The organism is Neisseria lisongii (genome assembly GCF_028463985.1).
GTDB lineage: Bacteria > Pseudomonadota > Gammaproteobacteria > Burkholderiales > Neisseriaceae > Neisseria > Neisseria lisongii.
In genome coordinates, this window is sequence record NZ_CP116766.1 from 820,420 (window position 1) to 845,823 (window position 25,404).

Sequence of the window (25,404 nt, forward strand, 5' to 3'; positions counted from 1 at the left end):
AAGCGGATTGTGTGTCAGCTGACGGGATTTAACCCATCATAGCCGAACACCGCTTTTCAGACGGCCTCATTCAGGATAAAACAACATGACCCCTTTAAAAAACGATACCTTCCTGCGTGCCTTATTGAAACAGCCCGTGGAATACACCCCGATTTGGATGATGCGCCAAGCCGGCCGCTACCTTCCCGAATACAAAGCCACCCGAGCGCAGGCGGGCAGCTTCTTGGATTTGTGTAAAAATACCGAATTGGCGACCGAAGTAACCATTCAGCCTTTGGAACGCTTCGATTTGGATGCCGCCATTCTGTTTTCCGACATCCTCACCGTTCCCGATGCCATGGGCTTGGGCCTGTATTTTGCCGAAGGAGAAGGCCCCAAATTCCAACACGCCCTGCAGCACGAAAACGACATTGCCAAACTGAGCGTGCCGGATATGGACAAACTCGGCTATGTATTTGATGCCGTATCCTCAATCCGAAAAGCGCTGGACGGCAGAGTACCGCTGATCGGCTTCTCCGGCAGCCCGTTCACATTAGCATGCTATATGGTCGAAGGCGGAAGCAGCAAAGAATTCCGCACCATCAAAACCATGATGTATTCCCGCCCCGACTTGCTGCATAAAATTCTGGAAACCAACGCCCAAGCCGTTACCGCCTACCTCAACGCCCAAATCGACGCCGGCGCACAAGCCGTGCAGATTTTCGACACCTGGGGCGGCGTATTGAGCGATGCTGCATTCGAAACCTTCAGCCTGAACTACATCCGCCAAATCGTCGCCGGATTAAAACGGGAAAACGAAGGCCGCCGGGTACCGGTTATCGTATTTGCCAAAGGCGGCGGCCTGTGGCTCGAAAAAATGGCCGACATCGGCGCAGACGCATTAGGCTTGGACTGGACATGCAATATCGGCGAAGCCCGCCGCAGAGTCGGCGACAAAGTCGCCCTGCAAGGCAACTTCGACCCCTTTGCCCTGTTCGGCACCCCCGAAGCCATCGAACAAGAAGCCGCCCGCATTCTCGCCGACTTCGGCAACGGCAGCGGCCACGTGTTCAACCTAGGCCACGGCATCAACCAACACGCAAACCCGGAACACGCCAAAATACTGGTCGATACCGTCCACCGCTTATCCAAAACTTACCACCAAGCCGGTTAAACCAAACACCATGCCGTCTGAAAATAGCGTTCCACATTTTCAGACGGCATATTTTTCGTCCCGCAAACAATAATTAAAGAGTAGGGCGGATATAGTGAATTCACTATAAATTTTTTCATTAATAAAATCCCTTACGGAAATCACATGAAACTGACCCTGATGTTTCGAGAATACTGCAGCCTTTGCCATAAAATGAAAGAACAGTTGCAACCTTATCAGCAGCAATACGGCTTCGAACTGGAAATCATCGATGTCGATGAAGACCCGGTATTAGAAGAACAATACAACGAACTCGTCCCCGTTTTACTAAACGGCAACACCGAAATCTGCCACTGGTTTTTAGATGAACCCGCATTACAGCAGGTTCTGCAGGCGGAATAAGTTGAAATATATTTTACGCATGGTATAACTTATTCAATATGCCAGCTTAAATCGAACCTTAAAACAAGCCGTCTGAAAACGGATATTCCCATTTTCAGACGGCTTGTTTTTAATACACCGCTTATCCTGACAAGCATCAGAGTTTATTTTTGGACTTGAGAATTATCAAAAAAGCAGTTTTTTAAGCTATGCTTTGTGTTAGTTATCTGCCGCAAAAAACAGACCTTTTCCGTGCAGATAAACGCTGGTCGGGCTGCCTGCCTGCCAGCTTTCATCGGTGAAGCGGCTTTCTAAAACCAGCGGAAAGCCGTGGCACAGGAGGTGGATTTCGGTGGTGCAGGCTTTTTGTTCGGTTTTAAGGATTTGGGCGTTCAGTTTGTGGGCATTGTGGCTCGGGGTATGCAGCAGGCTGAGTTGCTCAGGACGCAATAGCAGTGTGCCGTTTTCAGACGGCCTTTGCGGGGCATGGACGGGTATATCGCCCAAGTTGCAGTGTACGCTTTGGCGGTCGGGGTTGAGGGTGGCGGGCATGGTCAGGTTGTCGCCGATAAAGGTGGCGGCGGCAAGGGTATCCGGCTGCCAATATAGCTTGCGGGGAGCGGCTAGTTCGACAATGCGGCCTTGTTGGATAATGGCGATTTTGTCGGCGTAGCGCAGGGCTTCGTCCCGATCGTGGGTAACAAATACGGCGGATTTTCCGCTTTGGCGCAGGGCGGTGAGCATATCGTCGCGGATTTGTTGGCGTAAATGTTCATCTAAGGCACTGAAAGGCTCGTCCAGCAAAATCAGTTCGGGATTGGGTGCAAGGGCGCGGGCGAGGGCGACGCGCTGCTGCTGACCGCCGGAGAGTTCGTGCGGGTAGCGTCCGGACAATTCGCTGATGCCGGTCAGTGCCATTACTTCCTCAATCCGCTGCCGTTCGGCGGCGGTTTTGCCTTTGCCGTTGCCCAAGCCGTAGGCGATGTTGCGGTAAACGGTCAGATGGGGAAAGAGTACGCCTTCTTGGACGACATAGCCGATTTGGCGTTGCTGGGTCGGCAGGTTCAGTCCGTTGCCGAATACGGTTTTGCCCTGCAACAGGATTTCGCCCTGTTCGGGGGCTTCAAATCCGGCAATACTGCGCAGCAGGGTGGTTTTGCCGCAGCCGGAGGCACCGAGCAGAAACAGGATTTCGCCCTGTTCGAGGGTGAATGAAATATCCTGCAAGACAGGCGTATGTTGGAAGGTTTTGCTGAGTTGTTTGATTTGTAAAATTGGATCAGTCATCATTTAAACGCATATTTTTTCAGTAGAAACACGGGAATGCCAGAGAAAATCACCAGCATCAGGGCGTAAGGGGTGGCAGCGGCGTATTGTGCATCGCTGGTATATTCCCACAAGGCGGTGGAAAGGGTATGTACATCGTTGGCGGTCAGCAGCAGGGTGGCGGTCAGCTCTTTCATCAGATTGAGGAACACCAGTGCAAAGGCGGCGGTAATCCCCGGCAGAATGGCGGGAACAATCAGAGTGCGGAAAATATAGACGGGATTGCGTCCGAGCGTTTGCCCGACTTTTTCCATATTTTGCGGAAGCTGTTCCAGCGAACTTCGCAGGGTAGTCTGCGCCATCGGCAGATAAAGCATGAAGTAGGCGATGACGACAACGATAAAGGTTTGGTAAACCGGCTTGGCGTAGTTGACGCTGAAATAAATCAGTGATAAGGCAATCACCAAGCCGGGAACGGCGTGCAGCAAATAAGGCAGGCGGTCTATCCAAACCGTCAGACGGCTGCGGTAGCGGATTGCCGCCCATACCAGCGGCAGGGCGCATAATACGGTAACGGCGGCACCCAGTGCAGAAATCAGCAGGGAGTGGCCGAAGGCATCGAAAAATGAGGCGAAGTCGGTTAAATTATCGTGGGAGCTTCCGACAATCAGCCAATAAATCAGCATACTGAACGGCACGACGATACTGAGGGTAAACAGTGTACCGAAAAAGGCAATCAGCGGAATTTGTTGCAACGGAGTCAGTTTTTTAACGGGATACGGACGAATCACACCTTTGCCGCTGTGAAACAGTTTGACTTTGCCGCGAAACACGCTTTCAGACAACACCACCATGCCGCAAATCGCAATCAACACGGCAGAGAGCAGGGCGGCAGTGCTGTTGTTAAACGACATTTCATATTCTTGGAAAATAGCAGTGGTAAAGGTTTGGTAGTTCAGAATAGACACCGCACCAAACTCAACCAGCATATGCAGCGCAATCAGCAGAATGCTGCTTCCGATGGCGGGTTTGAGCTGGGGCAGAACCGCATAACGGAACGTTTGCCAGCGGGTTTTGCCCAACGACAGGCTGACTTCTTCCATCGAGCGGTCGAGCCGTTTGAGGGTGGCGGAAACGGGCAGATAGGCAAGCGGGAACGAGCTGAGGCTCATAATCATGATGGTTCCCCAAAACCCTTCGACACGAAAGGTCAAGCTGATCCAAGTGAAACAGCTGACAAATGCGGGAATGCACAGCGGCAGCGTCATCGCCGTCTGAAAAAAGGATTTTCCGAAAAACCGGAAGCGTTCAAATAAAAATGCGCTGACAATGCCCAAAATAATGGAAAATGCAGTTACGCAGACCATCAGCAGCAGGGTATTGCTCAATAAATCCCACATATACGGGCGGAACAGTAATTCGATGCTACGTTCCCAGCCGACTTCGTAGGCTCGGACGACAACGTATAAAAAAGGCAGAATCAGCGGCAGGCTGATGGCGATGACAGTCAGTGCCAGCCAGCGGGGCAGCGGACGGGTTCGCATAAAGATTCCCAATATCGGATAAATAACAAGCGGTCGGATAAGGCATCAGGACTTATCCGACCGACAGAAGCAGCCGTTTTATTTCATATTAAAAAGTGAAATTCAGCAGAAAATAATCTTCAATCATTTTTTTAATAAGAGAAAATTTCATTTCAAACCAAATTTCGGCAATTATACCCAATCACTTTGTTTGAAATCAAACAGTTTATGCTTCGCTAAAACACGTTTTTCAGACGGCCTTATTTTAAGCCGGCCTGTTCCAACAATTTGGTTGCCAACTCTTTATCCGCAACCGTGGTTGCAGATACCACCGGCGCCTGCAGTTTGGCATAAGGTTCCATATTGAATGCAGATTTCACGCCGGGATGCAGCGGATATTCGGCACGGGCGGCCGCCAATGCCTGTTGGCCCGGTTTGCTGGACAAAAATTCTACAAATTTTTTCGCTTCAGCTTTGTTTTTAGAGGTTTTCAATACCGCAGCGCCGGAATAGGTTACCAGCGCGCCCGGATCTTGATGACGGACAAAGTTCAGGCGGGAATTGAGGTTGGCAGTGCCTTTTTCTTTGGCCAGCGCATACCAGTAGTAGTTGTTAATCAGCGCAGCAGGCACTTCGCCGTTTTCTACCGCTTGCAGGGCAACGGTATTTTTCGCATACAGTTTGCCGTTGGCTTTCAAGCCTTTCAGCCAGTTCAACGCAGCGGCTTGGCCTTTCAGCTTCACGATGGCAACCACTTGTTCCAAGAATGCGCCTGAAGTCGGTACATAGCCGATACGGTCTTTCCATTTCGGCGTAGCGTAATTCAGCACGGATTTTTCCAAGTCTTTTTCAGACAGTTTGCGTGTGTCGTACACCACCACACGGGAACGGCCGCTCAAGGCTACCCAGTCTTTTTTGGCAGCGGCAGGCACGCCTTTGGATGCGGTGTTTTTAATGGTTGCAGCCGGCAGCGGCTCAAGCAGGTTGGCGGCAGACAGCGTTACCAAAGGAGGGATTTGTTCGGAATAGAAAACATCGGCAGGGCTGTTGCCGCCTTCTTCTTTGATTTGACCGGCAAGCTGTTCGCTTTTGCCGCTGTTGAGCGTTACTTTAATGCCGGTGGCTTTGGTAAAAGCGTTGGCTACGGCTTGGGTAGCTTCTTTGTGCTGGCCGTTATATACCGTAATATCGGCAAAACTTTGGGCGGAAAAGAGCAGGGAGAGAGCCAGCGTGGTGGCTTTAATGGAACGGGCGTTCATAGTTTTCCTCTGAAAATGCCGCCTCGGAAGCGGCGTTGCGGTTGAATCGGATGGCGTATCATGGTGGATTAAATCAATTCAAGATGATACGGCAGCCGGTTTTCAGACGGCATGATGCCGACACGGGGTTCATTCTAAAACTTTGGAATAAAAAATGCAAATAGTTCTTTTTTACAAAATGGTTTGGAGTTGAGAGATATAATTGAAACTTCATCTCATAAAGCACCAAAAATCCCGTATTCAAAAAACATGCCGTCTGAAAATCTGATTTTCAGACGGCATCGATGTAAAATTCAGTGAACACGTCTGCCGGAGCATACACATGTTCACTGAATATGTTCACTCAATATAGGAAATTAGTGGTGAGAATGGCCGATTTGGAAAGTCAGCGTCGTGTAAGTAGATTCTTTTTGGCAGACTTTTTGATCAGGGAAATCGGTTTTATATTCAACATTGGCTTTCCAGAAACCTTGGCGCAACGGGATAATGTCCACTTCGCCGTTGTCGTTGGTGGTGTCTGAGAATGCCTGCGCTTCGGTTTTATGGGTTTTCTTGCGGTCGCTGTTATCAAAACCGTCGTAAGTGGCAGTGAGCGTTGCACCCGGCAGCGGCTCGCCACGATACAGCACACGCACTTTAAAGCGTTCGCCGACGTGAACATTGGCCGGATTATCCAAAGGCACGATTTCCAGCAGTTGGCCGACTTGCTTGGTAATCACAGCAGTATCGGCACTTTCATGGCCGACATTGACGATGTTTTTGCCGTACATGCGGGTTTGTTCGCAATAAGCAGCATCCGGCATCTGTTTCATATCGTTTTGCTTCCAGCCCGCCTGATTTTTCGACCAGAAAGTCGGTTGGTATTCGGCAATCACCAAATAGCTACCGTCTTTAACCGGGTGGTTGCTGCGGTATTGGTAATTATATGTGCCTTTTTGCAGCATATTTTCTTTGCCTTTTTCTGTAACCAGCTGCATCGGTTTGCTGAAAATGTGCAGACGGTCTTTGGCAATCGGCTCCAACTCAGGAAATTCGCCGTAGCCCAATTCTGCGTTCAGATATTCGCCGCCGTGGGTGTGGGCGGTTTCCACCCAAACACGGTGGGCGTGTGCGGCGGTGGAGAGAAACAGGGCTGAGGTAATCAGTAAAACGGTTTTCTTCATCATGAATCCTTAAATGCGGAGAGAAATGATTTGTTATAGTATAACAAAAAATGTTAGAAGAAAAGAGGGGCGGGGATAAGAGCATTCAGACCGTTGATGGAGGAATCACTGTACTTGTCGGTTTCTATTCCACCAACTGTTCATTGAACGATAAGACTTTCAAGACCATGTTTTCCGGAAGCGCCACCCACTCTTCGCCTTTCTGCAGCTTGGAGGGTAAAGGAATTCGCCGATGATGCTCAAAATAAAAATCCATTGCACACTGCAAAGCATCTTCAGCCATCATACGGGTTTCAACCAAGTCGTCGCCTTGCGTTATGGCTTCCGGAATATCACGGAAGGTAACAATATATCCGCCTTTTTCATCGGGTGTAAATTGTGCAGGGTAAAGCATACCAAGTCTCTATAGTGAAATAATCTTAAAGTACTACAGCGTTGGCTTCGCCTTGCCGTATTGTCCATACTGTCTGCGGCTTGCCGCCTTGTATTGTTTTGGGGTTATTTCACTATAGAAAACGCCCAAAGGCCGTCTGAAAATCCGATTTTCAGACGGCCTTATTCAATATCAATTCAAGCGCTTATGCTGTTTAAAGCATTAAGCCGCACGTTTGCGGAATTCGCCGGTACGGGTATCGATTTCCACTTTGTCGCCGGTTTCGATGTAGGCCATTACTTGGATTTCGGTGCCGCCAACCAAGCGTGCAGTTTTCATTACTTTGCCTGAAGTGTCGCCTTTAACCGCAGGCTCGGTGTATTCCACTTCGCGTACGATGATGGTTGGCAGTTCGACAGAAATCGGGTTGCCTTCGTAGAAGGTAACTTCGCATTGGTCTTCCATGCCGTCAACGATGAATTTCAATGCGTCGCCGATGTTTTCGGCTTCGATTTCGTATTGGTTGAATTCTTCGTCCATGAAGACATACATCGGATCGGCAAAGTAGCTATAGGTACAGTTTTTGCGGGACAATACGACTACGTCGAATTTGTCGTCGGCTTTATAAATGGTTTCGCTGGCTGCGCCGGTCAGCAGGTTTTTCAGTTTCATGCTGACTTTGGCAGAGCTGCGGCCGCCTTTGATGTATTCGCTTTTTTGCACGACCATAGGATCGTTGCCCACCATAAATACATTACCGGCACGTAATTCTTGAGCTGTTTTCATTTGTGTTTTCCAATCAAAATCGGTTATCAGTAAAACGTGTTATTTTAGCGTATTTGATATAAATTTGGCTAGTTTTTCCAAAGCGGAAGGCTGCGCAAACAGAAAATCACGCCATGTTTCGGTGCTTCTCCGCCACACATCAAAGCGGCTGTCGAGCAGCTTCCAAGCGTGCAGACGCTCTTGCGCCGTCAAAGTTATGCCGCCGTTTAATTCGTCCGACAGGGCTTGGTGGGCGGCGGAAATTTCAGGGGCGTAGCAGTCGGCGGCTTTGCGCCAAAAAGCGTGCAATTTGTCTAAATGAACATTTTCATCTTGCGGATAAATATGCCAGAAAAAAGGTTTGGCGGCATATTGCGCCCGCATGAAACTGTCTTCGCCGCGCACAATCAGGCCGTCTGAAAACTGCAGCAGGCGGTCGAAATCTTGTTGCGGAACAAAGGGTAGGCGGTATAGCGTCAGGCAGCCGGTGCGGAAACAGCTACCGTCCTGTTGCAACGCATCGGGCGGCACGCAGCCGCTTTGCCGCAAACTGTCGATGATTTGCCCACCCGCCAGCAGCAGGGTTATCGGTTTGTCGTATTGCCGCCACATTTCCAGCCATTTTGCCCAAATTTCGCTGCGATAGCCAAACAACAGCCATGTGGGCGTATCGGTTTGGGGTAGATTGATTTTGCGGCGGAACTGTTCCTGCTCGTCAGGCGGATAAATGCAGTAATCCCGTTCCCGAATCAGGCCGCCGCCGGCTTCGCCGAAACCCATAAACCAAAAATATTTCTGTATGCCGCCGGCTTGCGGCGAGGGCAGAAGATGCAGCCGTTCGTTGCTGACTTCAGCGCTGAGGTATTCCCAGTTCAGCCACACAGGGCCGCTGTTGCGGATAATTTGCTGTATGTTTTCAGGCAGTTCGCAGGCAAACGTTTCAATCACCATATCCGGCGGCGGCAAAGTTCCCGCCGCTTCGGCATGATTTGAATTCCAGCGGTAAAGATGAATTGCCTGATAACGGCAGGGCAGCGGCGGCACATTTGGGCATAAAGCGGAAAGGGCGGCAAAATCGTCCACCCACAACGACACTTCGGCATTTAATTCCCGCTGCAGACTGCGTGCCAGCCGCCACGAAACGCCGATGTCGCCGTAATTGTCGATAACGTTGCAAAACAGCCAAATATGGTAAGGATGTTTGGGAAGCATAAGTTTTGTCGGTTAAAAATCAAACAGGCCGTCTGAAAATGCGGTTTGAGCAAAACTTGCAGTTTTCAGACGGCCTTTGCGGTTTAGAATACGCCGTAATAGTGAAACAGATACACAATCAAGGCAATAATCGGAATAAACAGCAGCATATTTTTCCGTTTTAACGCAAAATCTTGCCGCAAATGGCAGTGAATCACGCCGAATAAGACGAATTTAAACAGAAATGTAGCCTCACACGCCAAAATAATGCCGTTGATAAAATATTGGGTTTGATCCGGCGGCGGGAAGAGGGCGAAAACCAACAGCGTCAGCAGCGGAATCAGGCAGACAATCAGCCAGCGCAGCCATAATTTTTGAGAATCGGAAACAGCCATAATTATTTAATCTTTTGTTTTATAAACTATTTTGAACAATCCAAACCAAAATGCAGATAGCTGCGTTCGGTCGCCACCCGCCCGCGCGGCGTGCGCTGCAAAAAGCCTTGCTGAATCAGATACGGCTCAATCACATCTTCAATCGTATCGGTCGATTCGCCAATGGCCGCTGCAATATTTTCCAAACCCACCGGCCCGCCGTTGAATTTGTGCAACACCGCTTCCAAAAATTTGCGGTCCATCACATCCAAACCCTGATAATCGACATCCAGCATACTCAACGCCGCATCAGCCACCGCCGTATCAATCAAACCGTTGTTTTTCACTTCAGCATAATCCCGCACCCGCCGCAGCAGACGGTTGGCAATTCGGGGCGTGCCACGGCTGCGGCGTGCCACTTCCAAAGCCCCGTCGTGATCCATATCCAGCTCCAACAACGCAGCCGAACGGCGGACAATGGTAGCTAAATCGTTGTTTTCATAAAACTCTAATCGAGAAACAATGCCGAAACGGTCGCGCAGCGGATTGGTCAGCATACCGGCACGGGTGGTCGCACCAATCAGCGTAAACGGCGGTAAATCGATTTTCACCGAACGGGCCGCCGGTCCTTCACCGATCATAATGTCTAATTGATAATCCTCAAGGGCAGGGTACAGCATTTCCTCAACCACCGGACTCAAACGGTGGATTTCATCAATAAACAGCACATCATGCGGATCAAGCGTGGTCAAAAGCGCCACCAAATCACCGGTTCGTTCCAACACCGGCCCCGAAGTCTGTCGCAGATTCACGCCCAATTCATTGGCAATAATATGCGCCAGCGTCGTTTTCCCCAAGCCCGGCGGACCAAACAGCAAAGTATGATCCAAAGCCTCGCCACGGTTTTTCGCCGCCTCAATAAAAATAGCCAACTGCTCCTTGGCTTTGGGCTGTCCGATATAGTCGCTCAGACTTTTCGGCCGCAACGCCCGTTCCAATAATTCCTCTTGTTGGGAAATATTCTTTGAAGAAACAATACGCTGGGGCGATTGGGCAGTCAAATTGTCGGTATGTAGCATAAACGTTTATCCATTCAGATTTTCAGACGGCCTCAACCGCGCATTTCACGCCAAACCAGATAATCACGCAGCGGCGGTAACGGCGGATTGATACAGTGCGGACACACACCGGTTATATCCTCATCATCGCTGTCGATATGAAACGCATTCGGATCAAACCGAACCTGCTGCAAAACCGCCTGAGCCAAAGCCTGCGCCTGAACCACGTCAAACTGAAAACGGCTTAAAATATCGTTCAACAACGCCAGCTCGGCAGCGCTAAACTCAGCGCAAGCAGTTTGAATCATACGCCGATAATCAGAATTGGTAATTTTTGAGAGCAGCAAATCGTTTTCGGTTATCATGAAAAAACAGCATCAGACAAATTAAATAAGGCTGATATTATAGCCGTATTACCCCTGTTTTCGGAAAACTATTTTTATTCGTATAATGTATATTATGTTAAATTTTTAATATGGTAAAAAATAGCCTAAATCAGTTTCATGCAAAATCTTTATTCCCTTTTTTAAATTTAGGATGATTTACGGATATGTTCTACCCGCTCAACCTGTTTGGCCAAATAAAGTGCGGCGGCTGCGCCGCATATATCGGCGAGTGCGTCGCCCCATGTGCCTTCTCGGTCTAGGGTAAACAGTGCCTGCGCCAATTCGCTGGCAACCGCCCATATCAGTGCCGCTGATAATAGTCCGACTATGGGAATGTTTTTTCCTGCGGCTCGATATGCCCGGGTGCAAAGCCAGATTTGGGCGAAAAATAGTAGGAAATGTACCAGTTTGTCAAAATGGGGAAACGGCATAGCGCCGCCGCTGCTGTGGTGAAACAGCAGTGCGTAGATTGAGGCGGCAAACCACAGGGCGGCAAACAGGGTAAATTTATTTTTGGGCAAGCTCATGTTCTTCGTCCAGCCATGTTTGGCACAGTGCGGCCAGTCGGGTGAATTTTCCGCCCCGCTGCTGCAGCCAGTTTTGCCATTGTGCCACTTCCTGCGGCTTCGGCGCTTCGTCTATGCTGCATTCATAAAGCAGAAAATTGAGGGTTTCTTCGACCGTGCCGACGGTTTCGGTGCGGATTAAGTCTGTCAGTTCGCTCATGGTCTTTGTTTTGATGAAAATTGCTTGAGATGATGCCGTCTGAAAATCGGGGATATTTTCAGACGGCATCGCTGTTTTCGGTTTTATAAAAAAATATGATACTGCAGCGAGCCACCCTTTCCCTTCCCGTAGCGGGACGAGGAATCGTGTGTAGCGTGCTTGCCTAAATATGCACGTGTTCTTTAAATTTCATATAAATGCCGTCTGAAAATGAGCGTAGCGAACTTCGGCGAAGCTAAAATCGGATTTTCAGACGGCTTCGACATAAAACTCACAGAACAGGTGCGTGCTTTGGCGCACATCCTACAAGTGCCGGATTAAATGGTATGGATTATTCAGTTAATCCACTATATTTTGTACAGAAACTTCGGTGTTTTAACTATAAAACCACTTCCAAATTATCGATCAGCCGTGTCCGGCCCAAGCGGGCGGCGGCGAGGATAACGAGGGCTTTGTCGCCGCTGCGGGCAACGGCCAAATCTTCGGCTCGGCGGATTTCGACATAATCGACTGTCCAGCCTCGGGCGTTGAGTTCGGCGGCGGCGTTTTGCTCCAAGGCAACGTAGTCGGTATTGCCGTCTGAAAGTCGGGTGGCGACGCTTTGCAATACTTGATACAGTTGCGGGGCTTCTGCCCGTTCTTGTTCGTTCAGGTATTGGTTGCGGCTGGAGAGTGCCAAGCCGTCGTCGGCTCTTCCGGTATCGACGGGGACGATTTCAATCGGGAAATTCAGGTCTTCCACCAAGCCTTTGATGATGGCAAGCTGCTGGTAGTCTTTTTTGCCGAAACAGGCGACATCGGGGCAAACGATGTTGAAGAGTTTGGCAACGACGGTGGCAACGCCTCGGAAATGGCCGGGGCGGAATTTACCGCACAATTCGTTTTGCAGATGCGGCGGCTCGATGTTGAAGCGTTGTTCGGTATGCGGATACAGTTCTTTTTCGTCCGGCGCAAAAATAACGGCCACGCCCTCGCCTGCCAGTTTGTCGGCATCTTGCTGCAAGGTGCGGGGATAGCGGTCGAAATCTTCGCCCTGCCCGAATTGCAGGCGGTTGACGAAAATGCTGACAACGATATTGTCTGCCCGTTTGGCGGCTTCGCGCACCAATGCCAAATGGCCTTCGTGCAGGTTGCCCATGGTCGGAACGAAAGCGACTTTGCCGGCGGTTTTGCGCCACGCCCGCAGTTCTTGAACGGTATGAATGATTTTCATGGTGTGGGTTATTCCTTATTTGGAACGCTGTTTTTCAGACGGCCTGCCCTGAATCTTCAAATCAGGGCTTGAGGCCGTCTGAAAATGCGGTTTTGCCTTACATGGCAAAAGTGTGTTCATCGGCGGGGAAGGTTTTGGCTTTGACTTCGGCGACATAGGCCGCCACTGCTGCCTGAATGCTGTTTTGCCCCGCCATAAAATTTTTCACGAATTTGGCGGTTTTGCCGGGGAATATGCCCAGCATATCGTGCATCACCAATACCTGCCCGTCGCAATCTGCGCCTGCGCCGATACCGATGGTCGGACAGCTTGCGGCTTCGGTTACCTGTTTGCCCAATTCCGCCGGTACGCATTCCATCAGCAATACGGCGGCACCGGCTTCTTCATGCGCACGGGCATCGTTCAGCAATACTGCTGCCTGATCGCCCCGCCCCTGCACTTTATAGCCACCGAAGGCAAACACCGACTGCGGTGTCAGACCGATATGGGCGCACACGGGAATGCCCCGCTGCTGCAGAAATGCGGTGGTTTCCGCCATAAATGCGCCGCCTTCGAGTTTGACCATATGCGCACCGGCCGCCATCAGTTCCGCCGCCGCTGCAAACGCCTGTTCTTTGCTCTGCTGATACGCACCGAACGGCAAATCGCTGAGTATCAACGCATTTTTTGCACCCCGTGCCACGCATTTGGTGTGATAACACATATCCGCCAAGCTCACCGGCAAAGTCGAAGCCCGCCCCTGCACAGCCATACCCAGCGAGTCGCCCACCAGCAAAACGTCCACGCCGGCATTTTCCGCCAGCGAAGCAAAGCTCGCTTCGTAAGCGGTCAGCATGGCGATTTTTTCACCGTCCTGCTTCATTTTGCGCAAGGTGTTTACAGTAATCATATTTTCATTATCCCGCCTGATTTTCAGACGGCCTCAGTCTGATTAAGAAGCCGCTATTATAAAGTTTTGCCGCCGCAATGTGGGAAAACCGTTCCAATTTGATTGCAAAAATTTGTTTATTCAGGTGATAGCCTACCAAGCTATAGTGAATTCACTAAAAAGTAGGACAAGGCGGCGAGCCGAAGACAGTACAGATAGTACGGCTAGGCGAGCCAACGCCGTAATACTTTTAAAGTGGGTTCACGATACCCATGAACGCAGCGTTTCCCAATAAAACAGACACACCACGGCGACCAGCGCCATGCTGATACCGGCGGCGTTGATGCTGCTGATTTTTTCCTTGAAGAAACCGGCACCAATCAGCGTACCCAATACAATCACGCCCATGTTCATACCGGCAAATACGATGCTCGGATTCTCGCTCAGGGTTTGGTGCGCCCGGATATAGGTCAGGATATTCAGAAAATTCAATCCGCCCAACACTGCGCCGCCGATAATGCTTTCCGGCCGCCACTTGCTGCCTTTGGCAAACAGCCAGCCGAACATCAACACCGCTGCCAGACAAAACGCCACCAGCAGATTGCCCGAAAACGCCGTGCCGCTTTTTGCCAGCTGTTTGAACAGAATATCGATCACACCGTAGCCCGCCCAAACGCCCAACAGCAAGCCCGCCTGCTGCGTCAGCGTGCCGCCTTTTTTTGCGGTATCCGCTTTCCACAACAGACACAGCAGCGCTGCAAACGCCAGCACAATCCCGATCAAACGCCCTTCGGTAAGCGTTTCGCCGAAAATCAGAAACGATGCCAAAATCGGCAAAAACAGCGATAATCGCTGCGCTGCGTCCGATTTGACAATCCCGACCTGCTCGACCGCCCGCCCCATAATGATAAACACGCCGGGCAACAACACGCCCAAGGCGGCGAAAATCCACCATGTCGGCAAAAACTGTTGCGGCTGGTGCAGATCAGGCTGCAAAACCCACATCGTCAGCGCCACTGCCACAATATAGTTCACCGCCACCGCCTGCTCGATATCGATTTTCTGTTTGCGGGCGATTTTCAGCAAAACCGACACGCTGACGCTGCACAAAATACTGGCCAAAAGATAAATCATTTTATTCCCTTTTTATTTCAAAACCTTATACCGCTACATTTACCGTTTGCGGATTCAACACTTTCAAACCCTCGGGCGAAATGGCGGCGATAAAGCCCCGCTTGCCGCCGTTGATATAGATTTCGGGCAAATCCCAAATCGATTGCTCGACATAGACCGGCAACGCCGTTTTGCAGCCGAACGGCGTTGTGCCGCCGACCAGATAACCCGTCCATTTGTTTGCCTGCTTCGGATCGGCCGGCTCGATGTGTTTCATGCCCAATTCACGGGCAAGATTGCGGGTGGAAATCTGTTTGTCGCCGTGCATCAATACAATCAGCCCCTGTTTGTTTTCATTTTGCAAAACAATGGTTTTAATCACACAATGTTCGTCTGTATCAAACAGAGCCGCAAACTGCGCCGTGCCGCCGTGTTCCTCATAAGGATAGACATACGGACGAAATTCGATTTTGGCGCTGCGCCACACCCGCACGGCGGCGGTTACCGGATAATCCTGTTTACTCATCGTTTCCCTTCCATTAAATTCTTTGATTTTCAGACGGCATGCCGTCTGAAAATCAAAGACAATGCAAAGCGCAAATGTTACCATATACCGCACTTTTGGTTTAACAATCATTCACACTTTTAAGGAATCCTCAGCATGACTGTCCAATATTTCGGCCAAACGCCCCGCCTTTCCGAAGCCACTGTTGCCAACGGCTTCGTTTTTCTCTCCGGCATGGTACCGGAAAACACCGGAGACAACGTCAAAGCCCAAACCGAAAACGTGTTGGCGCAAATCGACCACTGGCTGGCGCAATGCGGTTCGGACAAACAGCATATTCTCGAAGCCACCATCTTCCTGCCCGACCTCGCCGACTACGCCGCCATGAACGAAGCTTGGGACGCATGGGTCAATCCCCAACGCAGCCCCGCCCGTGCCTGCGTGGAAGCCAAGCTCGCCAATCCCGAATGGAAAGTCGAAATCAAAGTTTCCGCCGTTCAGATCAAACCTTGATTGGCGGTAAAGATAAGGGATTTGTTCCGAAATATTCGAACAAATCCCTTTACTTTCCGGCAAGCGTCCCCATCTCGCCATCATGTTTCCCAACGCTAAGGACAGACTATGCACACCTCACGCCTGCCGTTTTTCGGCGTGGCCCGTGTCAGCGGCGATGAGCGCACCGCTTTTTTACACGGCCAACTTTCCAACCATATCGAAGCGCTGCAAGCCAACGAAGCCTGCTACGCCACCTACAACACGCCCAAAGGCCGGGTGATTGCCAATATGCTGGTAATCAACCGTGGCGACGATTTGCTGCTGGTGATGGCCGCCGACCTGCTCGAGAGCGTTATCAAACGCCTGCGCATGTTTGTATTGCGTGCCAAAGTCGTGTTTGAACCGCTGCCCGATTTTGCCGTCGCCTGCGAATTGGACGACAAGGCCAAAGCGCAAACCGCCGCCGAACCCTGCTTCACTTTTCCCGCCGCTACGGAAAACGGCATCACCACCGTTGCCCTGCCGCACACAGGCCGTCTGAAAATCGGCTTGGCCGACGACTTGCCCGCTTACCAAGCAGACGCTGAAAACACATGGCAACTGCACGAAATCCAAAGCGGCTACCCGTGGATCAGCGCCGCCACCAAAGAAACCGCCGTTGCCCAAATGCTCAACCAGCACACCATCGGCGGCGTTCACTTTAAAAAAGGCTGCTATCCCGGCCAAGAAATCATCGCTCGCGCCCAATACCGAGGGCAAGTCAAACGAGGCTTGGCCATCCTCTCCGGCAATAATAACCCCGCAGCAGGAACTGCGGTCGAACACAACGGCGAAGAAGCCGGCATCATCATCAACGCCGCCCGCAACGGCGGACAAACCCTCAGCCTCGCCGTTATCAAATTCGCCGCCGCCCAAGCAGCATTAAGCGACAGCAACGGCAACCCGCTGCAAGTGGAACAACGGTTTTTCCAAATCGACAGCGAATAAACCGCAAGCAATAAATAACACCATGCCGTCTGAAAACCGGTTTTCCCGATTTTCAGACGGCATGGTGCAAACATTGATTATAACTGTCTCAAAAATCCCCGCCCTTTTTCCAAGCCACCATCTGCCGGATTAAGTTTAACAGTTCAACCCGTTCCGGCTCGTCAAGCCGACGCAGCAAGGCTTCAAGCTGCACCGCCTGATCACGCACCCTCGTGCTGCCTTCCTGAAGCAGATCCACCGTATCGCAATTAAAAATATCCGCCAATTCAAGCAAACGCTCCACCGTCCAACCGATACCGCCCCGCTCCAAACGGGATACCGCATCCAAACTCAAATTCAAACGCTCTGCCAATTGCTCCTGCGTCATGCCGCAGCTTTTCCGGTATTTGGCAACCGTATTGCCGATGGTTTGATTGATGGTAGCTTTCACGATATTTACCGAGTTTTCCAAAACCCCAAATATCCGCTATTTAAACATCCAAAATAACCGACTAAAATTCTGTTGAAAGAATTTTATTCTTAAATTAAGATAGAAACACTACATAATATTCACAAAAAATTACAAAACAGCCTAAGCCTGCGACACAACCGTGCAACCCCAAACCGTACAATTCCCCCATTCCCATTCAACACGAGGCGAATAATGAAAGGCAAACACGAAAAACTGGCCTACCGGCTCACCGAAATACTCTGCAGGCTCAACAAAGGCGAACGCCTCGATATTCAACAACTCGCCGAAGAATTCCAAACCACGCCCCGCACCATTCAGCGAGACCTCAACGAACGCCTTGACTTTCTCGCATGGAACGAACAAGGCCCCCGCCATTACAGCCTCGACAAAGCCAAACTCGGCCACCTCTATCCGCAAGACATCGAACGCTTCGCCCGTTTTTGCAGCATTCAAGACCTACTGCCCCAAATCGACCGCCGTTTCTACCAAGAACACCTGACCCAAAGCGTACAGATTAAAGGCTTTCAATACGAAGACATTAAAGACAAGCTGCACGAGTTCCAACTCATCAACCACGCCGTAGAACACCGCAACCCGATTGAATTCCACTACCGCAAAGCCGGACAAGAAAGCGGCAAATACTACACCCTCGAACCCTACGCCCTGCTCAACCGCAACGGCATTTGGTACGTCATCGGCATCGACTGCGCAGCGGGCAAACAAAAAACCTTCTGCTTTACCCAAATGGCGGGATTAAACCGACAAAACACCTGTTTCGAACACAACCCGGAACTGCTGCAAGCCATACAGGACAACGACAGCATTTACCACGGCAACCAAGTAGAAAGCGTCATCATCCGCATCAGCGCCAAAGCCGCCCCCTACTTCCAACGCCGCGCCCTGCTGCCCAACCAGCAAATCTTGGAAAAACTGAACGACGGCGGCCTGCTGCTCAAATGCGAAAACGTAAACGAAATGGAAATCGTCCCCATCGTCCAATACTGGCTGCCCGATGCCACCATCATCAGCCCCGAAACATTCCAGCAGAAAATGGAACAACGGTTGAGAAACTATTTAGGAAAGTGAGTTAAATATGAGCGACAACATTTACCAAATCCACTACAGCGAAGCCGACCAAAATACCTATCTGACGCTGATTCAGGAAAAACAGAGCTTTGAAATCTGGGGTATAGACTTCAGCGATATGCTTGAAGAAGTCGGTACTTTAGAAAAACTTATCGAAGCCAACCGCCTGACTTGCCGAATTTATACCAAAGGACGGCTTGTCAGCGCAGGTCTCGGTTTCCTTACCATTGGTGCCGGTATTACCGCCCTAGCCGGAATTGCTGCCCACAATTTATTAACCTACAACCCCGACTACGAAATCTGCCGCGATATTGCCAACAATAGAATATTGGTTGAGTTTAAAAAATAAGTAGGAATGAAAAAATGTTTCAAGCTAAAAAGCAATACTCAGATGATTATTCAGCTCAGGTGCTGAGTGCTCTTAAAAATGAACTTAAAAGTGAAATTAACGATATTGATATGGAAAAAGCAACTTTAAATAATCAGAAAGGAAAGCAAGCCTCTATTTCCGTTGAAGCAACCCAGCCTCAGTACAAACTTGAAGATGTTATTTTGTCTTCTGCAACACGCACTCAACTTGAAGAAGGAATGGCAAAATTACGATTTCATAAAATCATCTATGAAGAATGGAATTTTGCTTCTGTAGATAAACAAGGCAAATCCGTCATACTCAATTTTTATGGCGATCCAGGCACAGGTAAAACACTGACAGCAGAAGCGTTTGCCGGAAGTTTAAATTTACCTATTATTAAATTAGGCATTGCTGAATTAGAAAGCAAATTTATGGGAGAAACATCAAAAAATATTCAAACTGTTTTCCAAAAAGCAACAGAAAGCGGAGCGATTCTATTTTTTGATGAAGCCGATACCTTATTAGGGAAGCGATTATCGTCCGTTACACAAGGGATTGATAATGAAGTAAATTCCATGCGTTCTACCTTACTAATTGAATTAGAAAAATTTGATGGAATTGCTATTTTTGCCACAAATTTTGCCAAAAACTATGACGAAGCATTCCGTAGCCGCATCAGCCATCATATCCATTTTGATTTACCTGATTCGGAAAACCGTAAAGCATTATGGCAAAGAATGTTAGTTGAACAAATTCCATTAGAAGGAGAAAGAGAACAAATTATTGCAAATATTGCAGAATTAACCGAAGGTTTTTCTGGTAGAGAAATTCGTACTTGTATGCGTTTAGTTTTGCCTAAAGCGTTACTAGAAGCAGAAAAAGCTCAAGTAGCTCCGAAAGTAACATTAGAACAGTTACAAGCGGTTATTTCTCAAGTAAAACTTGCCAAGCAAGAAGTAGCAAGTAATCGTAATCGCCGTTCTCGCTCTGAAACTTTGGAAGAAGTAAACACAGCAAGAACATTATTGGGTATTTCAGAGTAATGTAATTAATAAGGAAATTAAAAATGGGATTTTTTTCATCTCTTTGGGAAGGTGTGAAAAGTGTTGCCTCTTCTGTTTGGGAAGGTGCAAAAAAAGTTGCTAAAACTGTTGTTAATACAGCGGTTGAATGGGGCGGAAAAATTGTTGGCTCAGTCAAAAAAGTATATAACGCCGTAAAACCTTATTTACAACCTATTAAAAAAGCCGTGTTAGCTGCTACTGCTAAAATCAGTACAGTTTTTCCATGGGCTGCTACGGTAGGAACGGTTATTGCGAAAGGCTTGGATTGGTTAGACAAAATCGGTAATAGCCCTTTAGCTAAAAAAGTAGGCAAAGCAATAGAATGGGCTTTAGAGAAAGCCAAGTTCATTAAAGAAACTTTTTTCAATAAGGAAGAAGAAAATCAAGCTGTTACACGGCAAAAAGATTTGCATGAAGCAATGGGCTTCATGCAAACTGAAGAACAACGCCGATCCATTCGTTTTGCACAACTGATCAATGAATATATTTTGGTAAGAACCCGTATTCAAGAAGCATTAGATAGCTTTGAAATCAGCAATTCAAATAATTTCGATCATTATCTGCGATTACGTGCTACACAAAAATTATTGAAGATTACGGAACGGCGGTTAGAAAAAGCCCAAGATTTAAGTGAAATTTCGCATGATGATTTATTCTTAATCGAAACCGGTAATAAATTATTAGAAACAAACCCTTATTTGACTGAGGAGGAAACCATCCGCTTGGATAAACTTATCCAACAACGTTATGGTAAAGCATTATTACCTTTTGTATTTGAAGAACTTATTTTTTCTTGGAATATCAACCTAGAAGATATGCAAGATAAATGGAATAAACTAAATACGGAACTATCAAAATTACAACGTGAACTGACTCAACTTCAGGTAAAAAAGAAAATTGAAGATCTTTCAGCCACAGAACAACAACGCTTTAATTATTTAAATGAGGAGGTTAAAGAGCTTGGCGCAGATTTACGTGAGCAAGCAGGCAAAAATCGCACTATGCAAGATTATATTTATGCAGCAGAAGGATTCTTGCAAGTATTAGAAAAAACAGAACAGCAATGGATAGATGAAGATAGAGAATGGGTTCTTGAGGAAAGTGAAGAAGTAGGAATGTTGTTGATTGAATGTGTCGAAGGCAAACGTTCTTGGGATAGCCTGACAGATGAACAACAATCGCTGATTTCTGACTTTGCCAATGTATTTATGGAAGACAGCAAACGTCGAACAAAAGAAGTCGCCAACGAAGAAATTGAGGTAGCATAATGTTTATTTTAGATATTTTAAAATTCTTAAGCCCTTACTCAGGAAAAATTGAAGCTTTACCGATTTTCTTTTTTATTCTGATTATATTTTTATTCATTTTTACATGGAAAAACCTATCCAAAAATGCTACACAAGAAAACTGGGAAGCAAATTGGGATAATAAAAAACTGGATATTGAGCAAGGTACGATATCCGAACTCAGTTCCAGCGTTGAAACCAAATCAGAATATATTGCGGACACTATGCCCGGTATCATTTTAATTATTGGTTTATTGGGAACATTTATCGGTTTGGGTTTAGCACTTGATAAAGCTTCAAATATCCTTAGTAGTGCCGATATGAATAATATCGATGGTTCAATGGGACAATTAATGCAAATGATGGAAGGTTTGGGAACAAAATTTAAAACTTCCACCTGGGGCTTAATTGCATTTTTGGCATTAAAACTGATTTCTTCAAAAAATAACTATGAAGAACGAAGATTAAATTGGACTTTGTCCAAAGTAAAATCCATTTTAGATAAAAAGAGACAAGAATCTGGTTCTGCGTCGGATAAAAAACAAGAGGATTTATTACTGTCCATCGCTCAATTAACGAACAAATTGGAAAAATCTCAAGAAGAAAACCGTAAATCAAATGAGCATTCTTTGGAAAATGTAAGCAGAAAACAAGCAGAGACAATAAATATCAGCCTCAGTGCTATTCAGGAAGTAGCTGGTTCGGCTCATAAGCAATTATTAAATTCATTAAATGATTTATTTAATAAACTACTGATGAATCAGGAGCAAATCAGCCAACGCAATATGACTTTGCTTGAACATATTTCAAAAAAGCAAGCCGAGCTACTCAATCAGCAGCACCTTGAGTTTAAAGACACAACAAATATGATGTCGAATACTATTTCACAAACCATTGATCTTTCATTTAATAAATTGTTGGCACAACAAACTGAGCATTCAGAAGGCAACCAAGAAAATTTTAAAGAATTAGCTCAAAAAATTTGTACTTCCATTCAAATCCAACAAGAACATATCGTTGCCGCAATGGAGAAAAATAGTGCCTTCCTAGACAAAACAGCCCAAGAAAGTGAAAAAACCCGTGATGCGATGGATAACTTTGTTAATCGTAGCTTGGAAACAATTAACAGTCTCAAAGAATCAGCCTCAGGAATGTCTCAAGCCGCAAAAGATATGGGGGGATCCGCAGCGAAACTCCAAACAGTTATTGACTCTCTTGCAGTTGAAATGAACAATTTGATGTCTCAAATGAAAGAAGATTTGGGTAACACCATCAGTAATATGGATAAAAGCTTTATTACAAATATGGAGAAAATGACCCAAGATCTCAACACAACTATTGGAGATATGAGCGAAAGCTTCAAACAAAATATGACAGAAATGTCAGCAGGTTTAGGGCAAGCAACCACTGATATTTCGAATGCTGTAAATCAACTATCCGGTTCAGTTAATAACACGATGACCAATGTCAGCAATACAATTAACGAATCAATGGAATTACAAAAAAAATCTCAAGAGGTGTTCACCGCAACAAGTGATAATTTGAATGAGCAAATTTGTGCAATGACCAATCTAACTAATAAATTGAGTGAAGATATTAACAAAGGGCTTACTGCTATATCTCACAGCAACAGATCAATGGTGTCATTAGACAAACGTTATAATGCAACATCAGATCAAATTGAAGCCTTGGTTACCTCAATACAACATATTGTTGAAAATAATCAATCTCTCCAACCTGTATTAGCAGAAATTTTACAGAAAATGTCCAACACCAATCAATTACATGACTTTTTAAATAGGATTTCCCAATCATGCGAAAAATTAGAAATGCTGAATCTCATTCTTAATGAGCAACAAAAACAAACAAAAATTCAATCCAATTTGAACTTGACCCCAAATAGTGAGGGATTTAATGAAAGATAAACCAAATGAATGGGTTTCGATTTCTGATTTGATGTCCGGAGTAATGGCTATTGTTATGCTGCTGTTAGTAGTATCGGTATTACAAAAAACATATTCCGAATTCAAGCATAAACAGGAATCGCAGCAAGGAGAATTTGCACAGCGGAAAAAAATGACAGAGATGTTATCAAACCTGAAACAATCTATTTCCGAACAAGGTGCTTCTGAATTGGTTGACTTCAATATTGCTGACTCAAGAATTATTCTGAAAGACGGCGTATTTCAAAAAGGAAGTGCCTGCATTACCCCCCTTGCTCAAAAAGCGTTATCCCGTATTGAAGATAAAGTTATTGAGCATATAAAAAATGCACCTAATCATGAAATTTTTGTGGAAGGATATACAGATAGCGACCCTGTTTCTACTCCTGTAACAAATTTTGCACAATACTGTACCGTTTATGATGATAACTATACCCTATCAGCAGCCAGAGCAAGAGAAGCACGGAAACTGATTATTGGTAATTTATCAGGTGAAGATGCTAAAAAAATTATTGTTGCAGGCTATGGTGATTCCAGATTATTACCTAATATCCCAAGCACGGACTCAAGAAATAGGCGAGTAGAAATCCGATTTATTATCAATCAATCTAGCTAAAAGTTATTGTGGTGTAATTCATTAGAAATTACGCCACAATATCAATTTCCCTATCTGTTATAGGAATAACTATTATGCCCACTATTCAAACTTTAAACACTCATTATCTTGAGAACCGAAACGCTTACCCCGAACCGTTCCGCCTGCGTATCCACCGTTCATTGAGTTGGTTGAAACGTGCGGAAATGATGTTGGCAGACGGATATGATGAGCTTGATCGGCAACTGAAACAAAGTCGTTTACCTGAATCGGCTTGGGTAGCATTAGAAAATACAAAATCTGATTTGGATTTTGGTTTTGTCTCGTTATGGATTGCTTTTAATGCTGCGTATGCTTATGAATTAGAAAGCGCTAATTTACTGCATGATAAGGCTTCTTTTCGGGAATTTATTACCACCGTTTGCAGTTTGGATCGGGAAAAGCAGATTTATAATTTGGTCTGGCGGGTTTATTCTTCCGATATTCAGGCATTGTTAAAAAATCAATTTGTGTTTCAACCGTTTTGGGATTTTCACAATAAAAAGATTACGGAAGCTGTATTTCAGGAAAAATTTGATGCAGCACTGAAATCCGTCAATCGTGCTTTAGCTGCTCAAGATACAGATCAACTGCTGATGATTGTTTTCGACCGTCTCTACACGCTGCGTAACCAACTGATTCACGGCGGGGCGACTTGGCACAGCAGTGCCAACCGCAAGCAGTTGCAGTCGGCGTGTGCTTTTTTGATGAAACTGCTTCCGCTGTTTTTAATGGTGATGATGGAAAATCCGAATTTGAAACTTTGGGGTAAGCCGTTTTATCCGTATGTTCGTAATGATCAATAGGAGTGGTTGATATGGCGATGTTGTCAAAAACCAAAATGCAACATTTTTGCCCGAAATGCGGCTGGTCAGACAAGCCTGATTATTTTGGCGATGTTCGGTTTCCCGAACCGGATTGCCCGAAATGCGGCACAAAAACGCAAATCCGCCCCGCTCCGGGATTGCTTGACCGCTGGTTGGAGTTTTCTAAAAATGCGGCTGAAAAATACGGGAAAAAATAATAGCGTTATTTAAAACCATGCCGTCTGAAAACCGGTTTTCCCGATTTTCAGACGGCATGGTTTTTATCGACTTACTCTGCTTCGTCAATCCAAGCCTGTTGTACGGCTTCTAAGATTCGTTCGCCGCAGCGGGCGGGGTCGTCGTTGAAGTCGGGCAAAGCCAGAATCAGATCCCGCAGTTGGGTGAAGCGGACGGTTTTGGGGTCGATGCTGTCGCCGTGCAGGTCGTAGAGTTCTTCGGCGATGCGTTGGCTGTCGGTCCATTTCATAATCATGTTCCTTTTGATTGAGGCCGTCTGAAAAACGGGGGTTCAGATGGCTTGGTGTTAGTGTTCTCTGGCGTGGTTGATGGTGTATTTCGGGATTTCGACGATTAAGTCTTGATCGGCAACTACGGCTTGGCAACTCAGGCGGGAATCGGCTTCCAAACCCCAGGCTTGGTCGAGCAGGTCTTCTTCCAGTTCAGTCGGTTCTTCCATGCTGTCGAAGCCTTGGCGGATAATAACGTGGCAAGTGGTGCAGGCACAGGACTTTTCGCAGGCGTGATCGACTTCGATATCGTGGTCGAGCAAGACATCTAAAACGGTTTTGCCTTCGGGTGCGTTTTCGATAACTGCGCCTTCGGGGCATAATGCGGCGTGTGGCAATACGGTAATTTTCGGCATTTTTATTTTCTCTTTTTAGTAGGGTTTGCTGGTCGGCTTTTTAATTGAGGCCGTCTGAAAAACGGTATTTTATCGCAAAAATAAATTCTTTCCGCTATCGTGAATTTACTTTATCCATCAT

General features: G+C 47.1%; 30 protein-coding genes. 11 read left to right on the forward strand and 19 right to left on the reverse strand.

Annotation, left to right across the window (positions count from 1 at the left end; genetic code table 11):
• The first annotated feature begins 85 nt into the window (after window positions 1–85).
• Together hemE and PJU73_RS03685 are read left to right on the forward strand one after the other, a co-directional pair.
• Window positions 86–1,153, forward strand: coding sequence for a uroporphyrinogen decarboxylase (gene hemE, locus PJU73_RS03680; protein ID WP_237091477.1), 1,068 nt, complete (start codon window positions 86–88; stop codon window positions 1,151–1,153).
• A 144-nt stretch (window positions 1,154–1,297) separates the two neighbouring features.
• Window positions 1,298–1,534: a glutaredoxin family protein gene (locus tag PJU73_RS03685; RefSeq protein WP_237091476.1), complete on the forward strand. Its 237-nt coding sequence runs from the start codon at window positions 1,298–1,300 to the stop codon at window positions 1,532–1,534.
• A 198-nt stretch (window positions 1,535–1,732) separates the two neighbouring features.
• Here PJU73_RS03685 and PJU73_RS03690 read toward each other — a convergent pair whose 3' ends face one another.
• The 16 genes from PJU73_RS03690 to PJU73_RS03765 form a co-directional block, all read right to left on the reverse strand.
• A complete protein-coding gene (locus PJU73_RS03690; RefSeq protein ID WP_272607660.1) occupies window positions 1,733–2,800 on the reverse strand; it encodes an ABC transporter ATP-binding protein in 1,068 nt (355 codons plus the stop codon).
• Window positions 2,800–4,323 (reverse strand): ABC transporter permease, encoded by a 1,524-nt coding sequence (locus PJU73_RS03695; protein WP_237091474.1) that lies wholly within the window; start codon window positions 4,321–4,323, stop codon window positions 2,800–2,802. Before PJU73_RS03695 ends, PJU73_RS03690 begins: the two co-directional genes overlap by 1 nt.
• A gap of 239 nt (window positions 4,324–4,562) precedes the next feature.
• Complete coding sequence (locus tag PJU73_RS03700) at window positions 4,563–5,561, reverse strand: iron ABC transporter substrate-binding protein (protein ID WP_237091473.1); 999 nt, start codon at window positions 5,559–5,561, stop codon at window positions 4,563–4,565.
• Window positions 5,562–5,917: 356 nt separating this feature from the next.
• Window positions 5,918–6,724, reverse strand: coding sequence for a DUF4198 domain-containing protein (locus tag PJU73_RS03705; RefSeq protein WP_237091490.1), 807 nt, complete (start codon window positions 6,722–6,724; stop codon window positions 5,918–5,920).
• Window positions 6,725–6,848: 124 nt separating this feature from the next.
• Complete coding sequence (locus tag PJU73_RS03710) at window positions 6,849–7,118, reverse strand: type II toxin-antitoxin system HicB family antitoxin (protein WP_237091472.1); 270 nt, start codon at window positions 7,116–7,118, stop codon at window positions 6,849–6,851.
• Between the two features lie 201 nt (window positions 7,119–7,319).
• Complete coding sequence (gene efp / locus PJU73_RS03715) at window positions 7,320–7,883, reverse strand: elongation factor P (RefSeq protein WP_237091471.1); 564 nt, start codon at window positions 7,881–7,883, stop codon at window positions 7,320–7,322.
• 39 nt (window positions 7,884–7,922) lie between these two features.
• The gene (gene earP / locus PJU73_RS03720; RefSeq protein WP_237091470.1) at window positions 7,923–9,074 is read right to left on the reverse strand and encodes an elongation factor P maturation arginine rhamnosyltransferase EarP; all 1,152 of its coding nucleotides are present in this window, start codon (window positions 9,072–9,074) and stop codon (window positions 7,923–7,925) included.
• 83 nt (window positions 9,075–9,157) lie between these two features.
• Window positions 9,158–9,448, reverse strand: coding sequence for a hypothetical protein (locus tag PJU73_RS03725; RefSeq protein WP_237091469.1), 291 nt, complete (start codon window positions 9,446–9,448; stop codon window positions 9,158–9,160).
• A gap of 26 nt (window positions 9,449–9,474) precedes the next feature.
• Window positions 9,475–10,506: a Holliday junction branch migration DNA helicase RuvB gene (ruvB, locus tag PJU73_RS03730; RefSeq protein WP_237091468.1), complete on the reverse strand. Its 1,032-nt coding sequence runs from the start codon at window positions 10,504–10,506 to the stop codon at window positions 9,475–9,477.
• Window positions 10,507–10,538: 32 nt separating this feature from the next.
• Complete coding sequence (locus tag PJU73_RS03735; RefSeq protein WP_237091467.1) at window positions 10,539–10,850, reverse strand: hypothetical protein; 312 nt, start codon at window positions 10,848–10,850, stop codon at window positions 10,539–10,541.
• Window positions 10,851–11,017: 167 nt separating this feature from the next.
• A complete protein-coding gene (locus PJU73_RS03740) occupies window positions 11,018–11,398 on the reverse strand; it encodes a VanZ family protein (protein WP_237091466.1) in 381 nt (126 codons plus the stop codon).
• The gene (locus PJU73_RS03745) at window positions 11,379–11,597 is read right to left on the reverse strand and encodes a dioxygenase (RefSeq protein ID WP_237091465.1); all 219 of its coding nucleotides are present in this window, start codon (window positions 11,595–11,597) and stop codon (window positions 11,379–11,381) included. The genes PJU73_RS03740 and PJU73_RS03745 overlap by 20 nt, the downstream gene beginning before the upstream one ends.
• A gap of 379 nt (window positions 11,598–11,976) precedes the next feature.
• Window positions 11,977–12,810: a pantoate--beta-alanine ligase gene (gene panC / locus PJU73_RS03750; RefSeq protein ID WP_237091464.1), complete on the reverse strand. Its 834-nt coding sequence runs from the start codon at window positions 12,808–12,810 to the stop codon at window positions 11,977–11,979.
• Window positions 12,811–12,907: 97 nt separating this feature from the next.
• Entirely contained in the window at window positions 12,908–13,699 is a 792-nt protein-coding gene (panB, locus tag PJU73_RS03755; RefSeq protein WP_237091463.1) for a 3-methyl-2-oxobutanoate hydroxymethyltransferase, read from the reverse strand.
• A 240-nt stretch (window positions 13,700–13,939) separates the two neighbouring features.
• Entirely contained in the window at window positions 13,940–14,812 is an 873-nt protein-coding gene (locus PJU73_RS03760) for an EamA family transporter (RefSeq protein ID WP_237091462.1), read from the reverse strand.
• Window positions 14,813–14,837: 25 nt separating this feature from the next.
• On the reverse strand, window positions 14,838–15,317 hold the full coding sequence (locus tag PJU73_RS03765; protein ID WP_165008200.1) for an aminoacyl-tRNA deacylase: 480 nt from the start codon (window positions 15,315–15,317) through the stop codon (window positions 14,838–14,840).
• 135 nt (window positions 15,318–15,452) lie between these two features.
• On the opposite strand from PJU73_RS03765, the gene PJU73_RS03770 reads away from it, so the two are divergent.
• Together PJU73_RS03770 and ygfZ are read left to right on the forward strand one after the other, a co-directional pair.
• Window positions 15,453–15,809 (forward strand): RidA family protein, encoded by a 357-nt coding sequence (locus tag PJU73_RS03770; protein WP_237091461.1) that lies wholly within the window; start codon window positions 15,453–15,455, stop codon window positions 15,807–15,809.
• 108 nt (window positions 15,810–15,917) lie between these two features.
• Window positions 15,918–16,778, forward strand: coding sequence for a CAF17-like 4Fe-4S cluster assembly/insertion protein YgfZ (ygfZ, locus tag PJU73_RS03775; protein WP_237091460.1), 861 nt, complete (start codon window positions 15,918–15,920; stop codon window positions 16,776–16,778).
• An 88-nt stretch (window positions 16,779–16,866) separates the two neighbouring features.
• Here ygfZ and PJU73_RS03780 read toward each other — a convergent pair whose 3' ends face one another.
• Window positions 16,867–17,208 (reverse strand): helix-turn-helix domain-containing protein, encoded by a 342-nt coding sequence (locus tag PJU73_RS03780; protein WP_237091459.1) that lies wholly within the window; start codon window positions 17,206–17,208, stop codon window positions 16,867–16,869.
• A gap of 213 nt (window positions 17,209–17,421) precedes the next feature.
• Here PJU73_RS03780 and PJU73_RS03785 point away from each other — a divergent pair, with 213 nt between their 5' ends.
• The 7 genes from PJU73_RS03785 (at window position 17,422) to PJU73_RS03815 (ending at window position 24,400) form a co-directional block, all read left to right on the forward strand.
• Entirely contained in the window at window positions 17,422–18,315 is an 894-nt protein-coding gene (locus PJU73_RS03785) for a helix-turn-helix transcriptional regulator (protein WP_237091458.1), read from the forward strand.
• A 7-nt stretch (window positions 18,316–18,322) separates the two neighbouring features.
• Window positions 18,323–18,664: a hypothetical protein gene (locus tag PJU73_RS03790; protein ID WP_237091457.1), complete on the forward strand. Its 342-nt coding sequence runs from the start codon at window positions 18,323–18,325 to the stop codon at window positions 18,662–18,664.
• Window positions 18,665–18,678: 14 nt separating this feature from the next.
• The gene (locus tag PJU73_RS03795; protein ID WP_237091456.1) at window positions 18,679–19,710 is read left to right on the forward strand and encodes an ATP-binding protein; all 1,032 of its coding nucleotides are present in this window, start codon (window positions 18,679–18,681) and stop codon (window positions 19,708–19,710) included.
• A 23-nt stretch (window positions 19,711–19,733) separates the two neighbouring features.
• Window positions 19,734–20,999 carry a hypothetical protein gene (locus tag PJU73_RS03800; RefSeq protein WP_237091455.1) on the forward strand — a complete coding sequence of 422 codons (1,266 nt, stop codon included), beginning with the start codon at window positions 19,734–19,736 and terminating at the stop codon, window positions 20,997–20,999.
• Window positions 20,999–22,942: a methyl-accepting chemotaxis protein gene (locus PJU73_RS03805; RefSeq protein WP_237091454.1), complete on the forward strand. Its 1,944-nt coding sequence runs from the start codon at window positions 20,999–21,001 to the stop codon at window positions 22,940–22,942. Before PJU73_RS03800 ends, PJU73_RS03805 begins: the two co-directional genes overlap by 1 nt.
• Window positions 22,932–23,576 (forward strand): OmpA/MotB family protein, encoded by a 645-nt coding sequence (locus PJU73_RS03810; protein ID WP_237091453.1) that lies wholly within the window; start codon window positions 22,932–22,934, stop codon window positions 23,574–23,576. Before PJU73_RS03805 ends, PJU73_RS03810 begins: the two co-directional genes overlap by 11 nt.
• A gap of 74 nt (window positions 23,577–23,650) precedes the next feature.
• Window positions 23,651–24,400: a HEPN domain-containing protein gene (locus PJU73_RS03815; RefSeq protein ID WP_237091452.1), complete on the forward strand. Its 750-nt coding sequence runs from the start codon at window positions 23,651–23,653 to the stop codon at window positions 24,398–24,400.
• A 289-nt stretch (window positions 24,401–24,689) separates the two neighbouring features.
• On the opposite strand, the gene iscX is transcribed toward PJU73_RS03815, so the two are convergent.
• Together iscX and fdx are read right to left on the reverse strand one after the other, a co-directional pair.
• Window positions 24,690–24,887, reverse strand: coding sequence for a Fe-S cluster assembly protein IscX (gene iscX, locus PJU73_RS03820; RefSeq protein WP_237091451.1), 198 nt, complete (start codon window positions 24,885–24,887; stop codon window positions 24,690–24,692).
• A gap of 57 nt (window positions 24,888–24,944) precedes the next feature.
• Window positions 24,945–25,283: an ISC system 2Fe-2S type ferredoxin gene (gene fdx, locus PJU73_RS03825; protein ID WP_237091450.1), complete on the reverse strand. Its 339-nt coding sequence runs from the start codon at window positions 25,281–25,283 to the stop codon at window positions 24,945–24,947.
• Window positions 25,284–25,404 lie beyond the last annotated feature (121 nt).

Excerpts from the sequence above, each read along its gene's own strand:
- hemE (WP_237091477.1), top strand. The coding sequence starts at position 86 with ATGACCCCTTTAAAAAACGATACCTTCCTGCGTGCCTTATTGAAACAG.
- PJU73_RS03685 (WP_237091476.1), top strand. The coding sequence starts at position 1,298 with ATGAAACTGACCCTGATGTTTCGAGAATACTGCAGCCTTTGCCATAAA.
- PJU73_RS03690 (WP_272607660.1), bottom strand. The coding sequence starts at position 2,800 with ATGACTGATCCAATTTTACAAATCAAACAACTCAGCAAAACCTTCCAA.
- PJU73_RS03695 (WP_237091474.1), bottom strand. The coding sequence starts at position 4,323 with ATGCGAACCCGTCCGCTGCCCCGCTGGCTGGCACTGACTGTCATCGCC.
- PJU73_RS03700 (WP_237091473.1), bottom strand. The coding sequence starts at position 5,561 with ATGAACGCCCGTTCCATTAAAGCCACCACGCTGGCTCTCTCCCTGCTC.
- PJU73_RS03705 (WP_237091490.1), bottom strand. The coding sequence starts at position 6,724 with ATGAAGAAAACCGTTTTACTGATTACCTCAGCCCTGTTTCTCTCCACC.
- PJU73_RS03710 (WP_237091472.1), bottom strand. The coding sequence starts at position 7,118 with ATGCTTTACCCTGCACAATTTACACCCGATGAAAAAGGCGGATATATT.
- efp (WP_237091471.1), bottom strand. The coding sequence starts at position 7,883 with ATGAAAACAGCTCAAGAATTACGTGCCGGTAATGTATTTATGGTGGGC.
- earP (WP_237091470.1), bottom strand. The coding sequence starts at position 9,074 with ATGCTTCCCAAACATCCTTACCATATTTGGCTGTTTTGCAACGTTATC.
- PJU73_RS03725 (WP_237091469.1), bottom strand. The coding sequence starts at position 9,448 with ATGGCTGTTTCCGATTCTCAAAAATTATGGCTGCGCTGGCTGATTGTC.
- ruvB (WP_237091468.1), bottom strand. The coding sequence starts at position 10,506 with ATGCTACATACCGACAATTTGACTGCCCAATCGCCCCAGCGTATTGTT.
- PJU73_RS03735 (WP_237091467.1), bottom strand. The coding sequence starts at position 10,850 with ATGATAACCGAAAACGATTTGCTGCTCTCAAAAATTACCAATTCTGAT.
- PJU73_RS03740 (WP_237091466.1), bottom strand. The coding sequence starts at position 11,398 with ATGAGCTTGCCCAAAAATAAATTTACCCTGTTTGCCGCCCTGTGGTTT.
- PJU73_RS03745 (WP_237091465.1), bottom strand. The coding sequence starts at position 11,597 with ATGAGCGAACTGACAGACTTAATCCGCACCGAAACCGTCGGCACGGTC.
- panC (WP_237091464.1), bottom strand. The coding sequence starts at position 12,810 with ATGAAAATCATTCATACCGTTCAAGAACTGCGGGCGTGGCGCAAAACC.
- panB (WP_237091463.1), bottom strand. The coding sequence starts at position 13,699 with ATGATTACTGTAAACACCTTGCGCAAAATGAAGCAGGACGGTGAAAAA.
- PJU73_RS03760 (WP_237091462.1), bottom strand. The coding sequence starts at position 14,812 with ATGATTTATCTTTTGGCCAGTATTTTGTGCAGCGTCAGCGTGTCGGTT.
- PJU73_RS03765 (WP_165008200.1), bottom strand. The coding sequence starts at position 15,317 with ATGAGTAAACAGGATTATCCGGTAACCGCCGCCGTGCGGGTGTGGCGC.
- PJU73_RS03770 (WP_237091461.1), top strand. The coding sequence starts at position 15,453 with ATGACTGTCCAATATTTCGGCCAAACGCCCCGCCTTTCCGAAGCCACT.
- ygfZ (WP_237091460.1), top strand. The coding sequence starts at position 15,918 with ATGCACACCTCACGCCTGCCGTTTTTCGGCGTGGCCCGTGTCAGCGGC.
- PJU73_RS03785 (WP_237091458.1), top strand. The coding sequence starts at position 17,422 with ATGAAAGGCAAACACGAAAAACTGGCCTACCGGCTCACCGAAATACTC.
- PJU73_RS03790 (WP_237091457.1), top strand. The coding sequence starts at position 18,323 with ATGAGCGACAACATTTACCAAATCCACTACAGCGAAGCCGACCAAAAT.
- PJU73_RS03795 (WP_237091456.1), top strand. The coding sequence starts at position 18,679 with ATGTTTCAAGCTAAAAAGCAATACTCAGATGATTATTCAGCTCAGGTG.
- PJU73_RS03800 (WP_237091455.1), top strand. The coding sequence starts at position 19,734 with ATGGGATTTTTTTCATCTCTTTGGGAAGGTGTGAAAAGTGTTGCCTCT.
- PJU73_RS03805 (WP_237091454.1), top strand. The coding sequence starts at position 20,999 with ATGTTTATTTTAGATATTTTAAAATTCTTAAGCCCTTACTCAGGAAAA.
- PJU73_RS03810 (WP_237091453.1), top strand. The coding sequence starts at position 22,932 with ATGAAAGATAAACCAAATGAATGGGTTTCGATTTCTGATTTGATGTCC.
- PJU73_RS03815 (WP_237091452.1), top strand. The coding sequence starts at position 23,651 with ATGCCCACTATTCAAACTTTAAACACTCATTATCTTGAGAACCGAAAC.
- iscX (WP_237091451.1), bottom strand. The coding sequence starts at position 24,887 with ATGAAATGGACCGACAGCCAACGCATCGCCGAAGAACTCTACGACCTG.
- fdx (WP_237091450.1), bottom strand. The coding sequence starts at position 25,283 with ATGCCGAAAATTACCGTATTGCCACACGCCGCATTATGCCCCGAAGGC.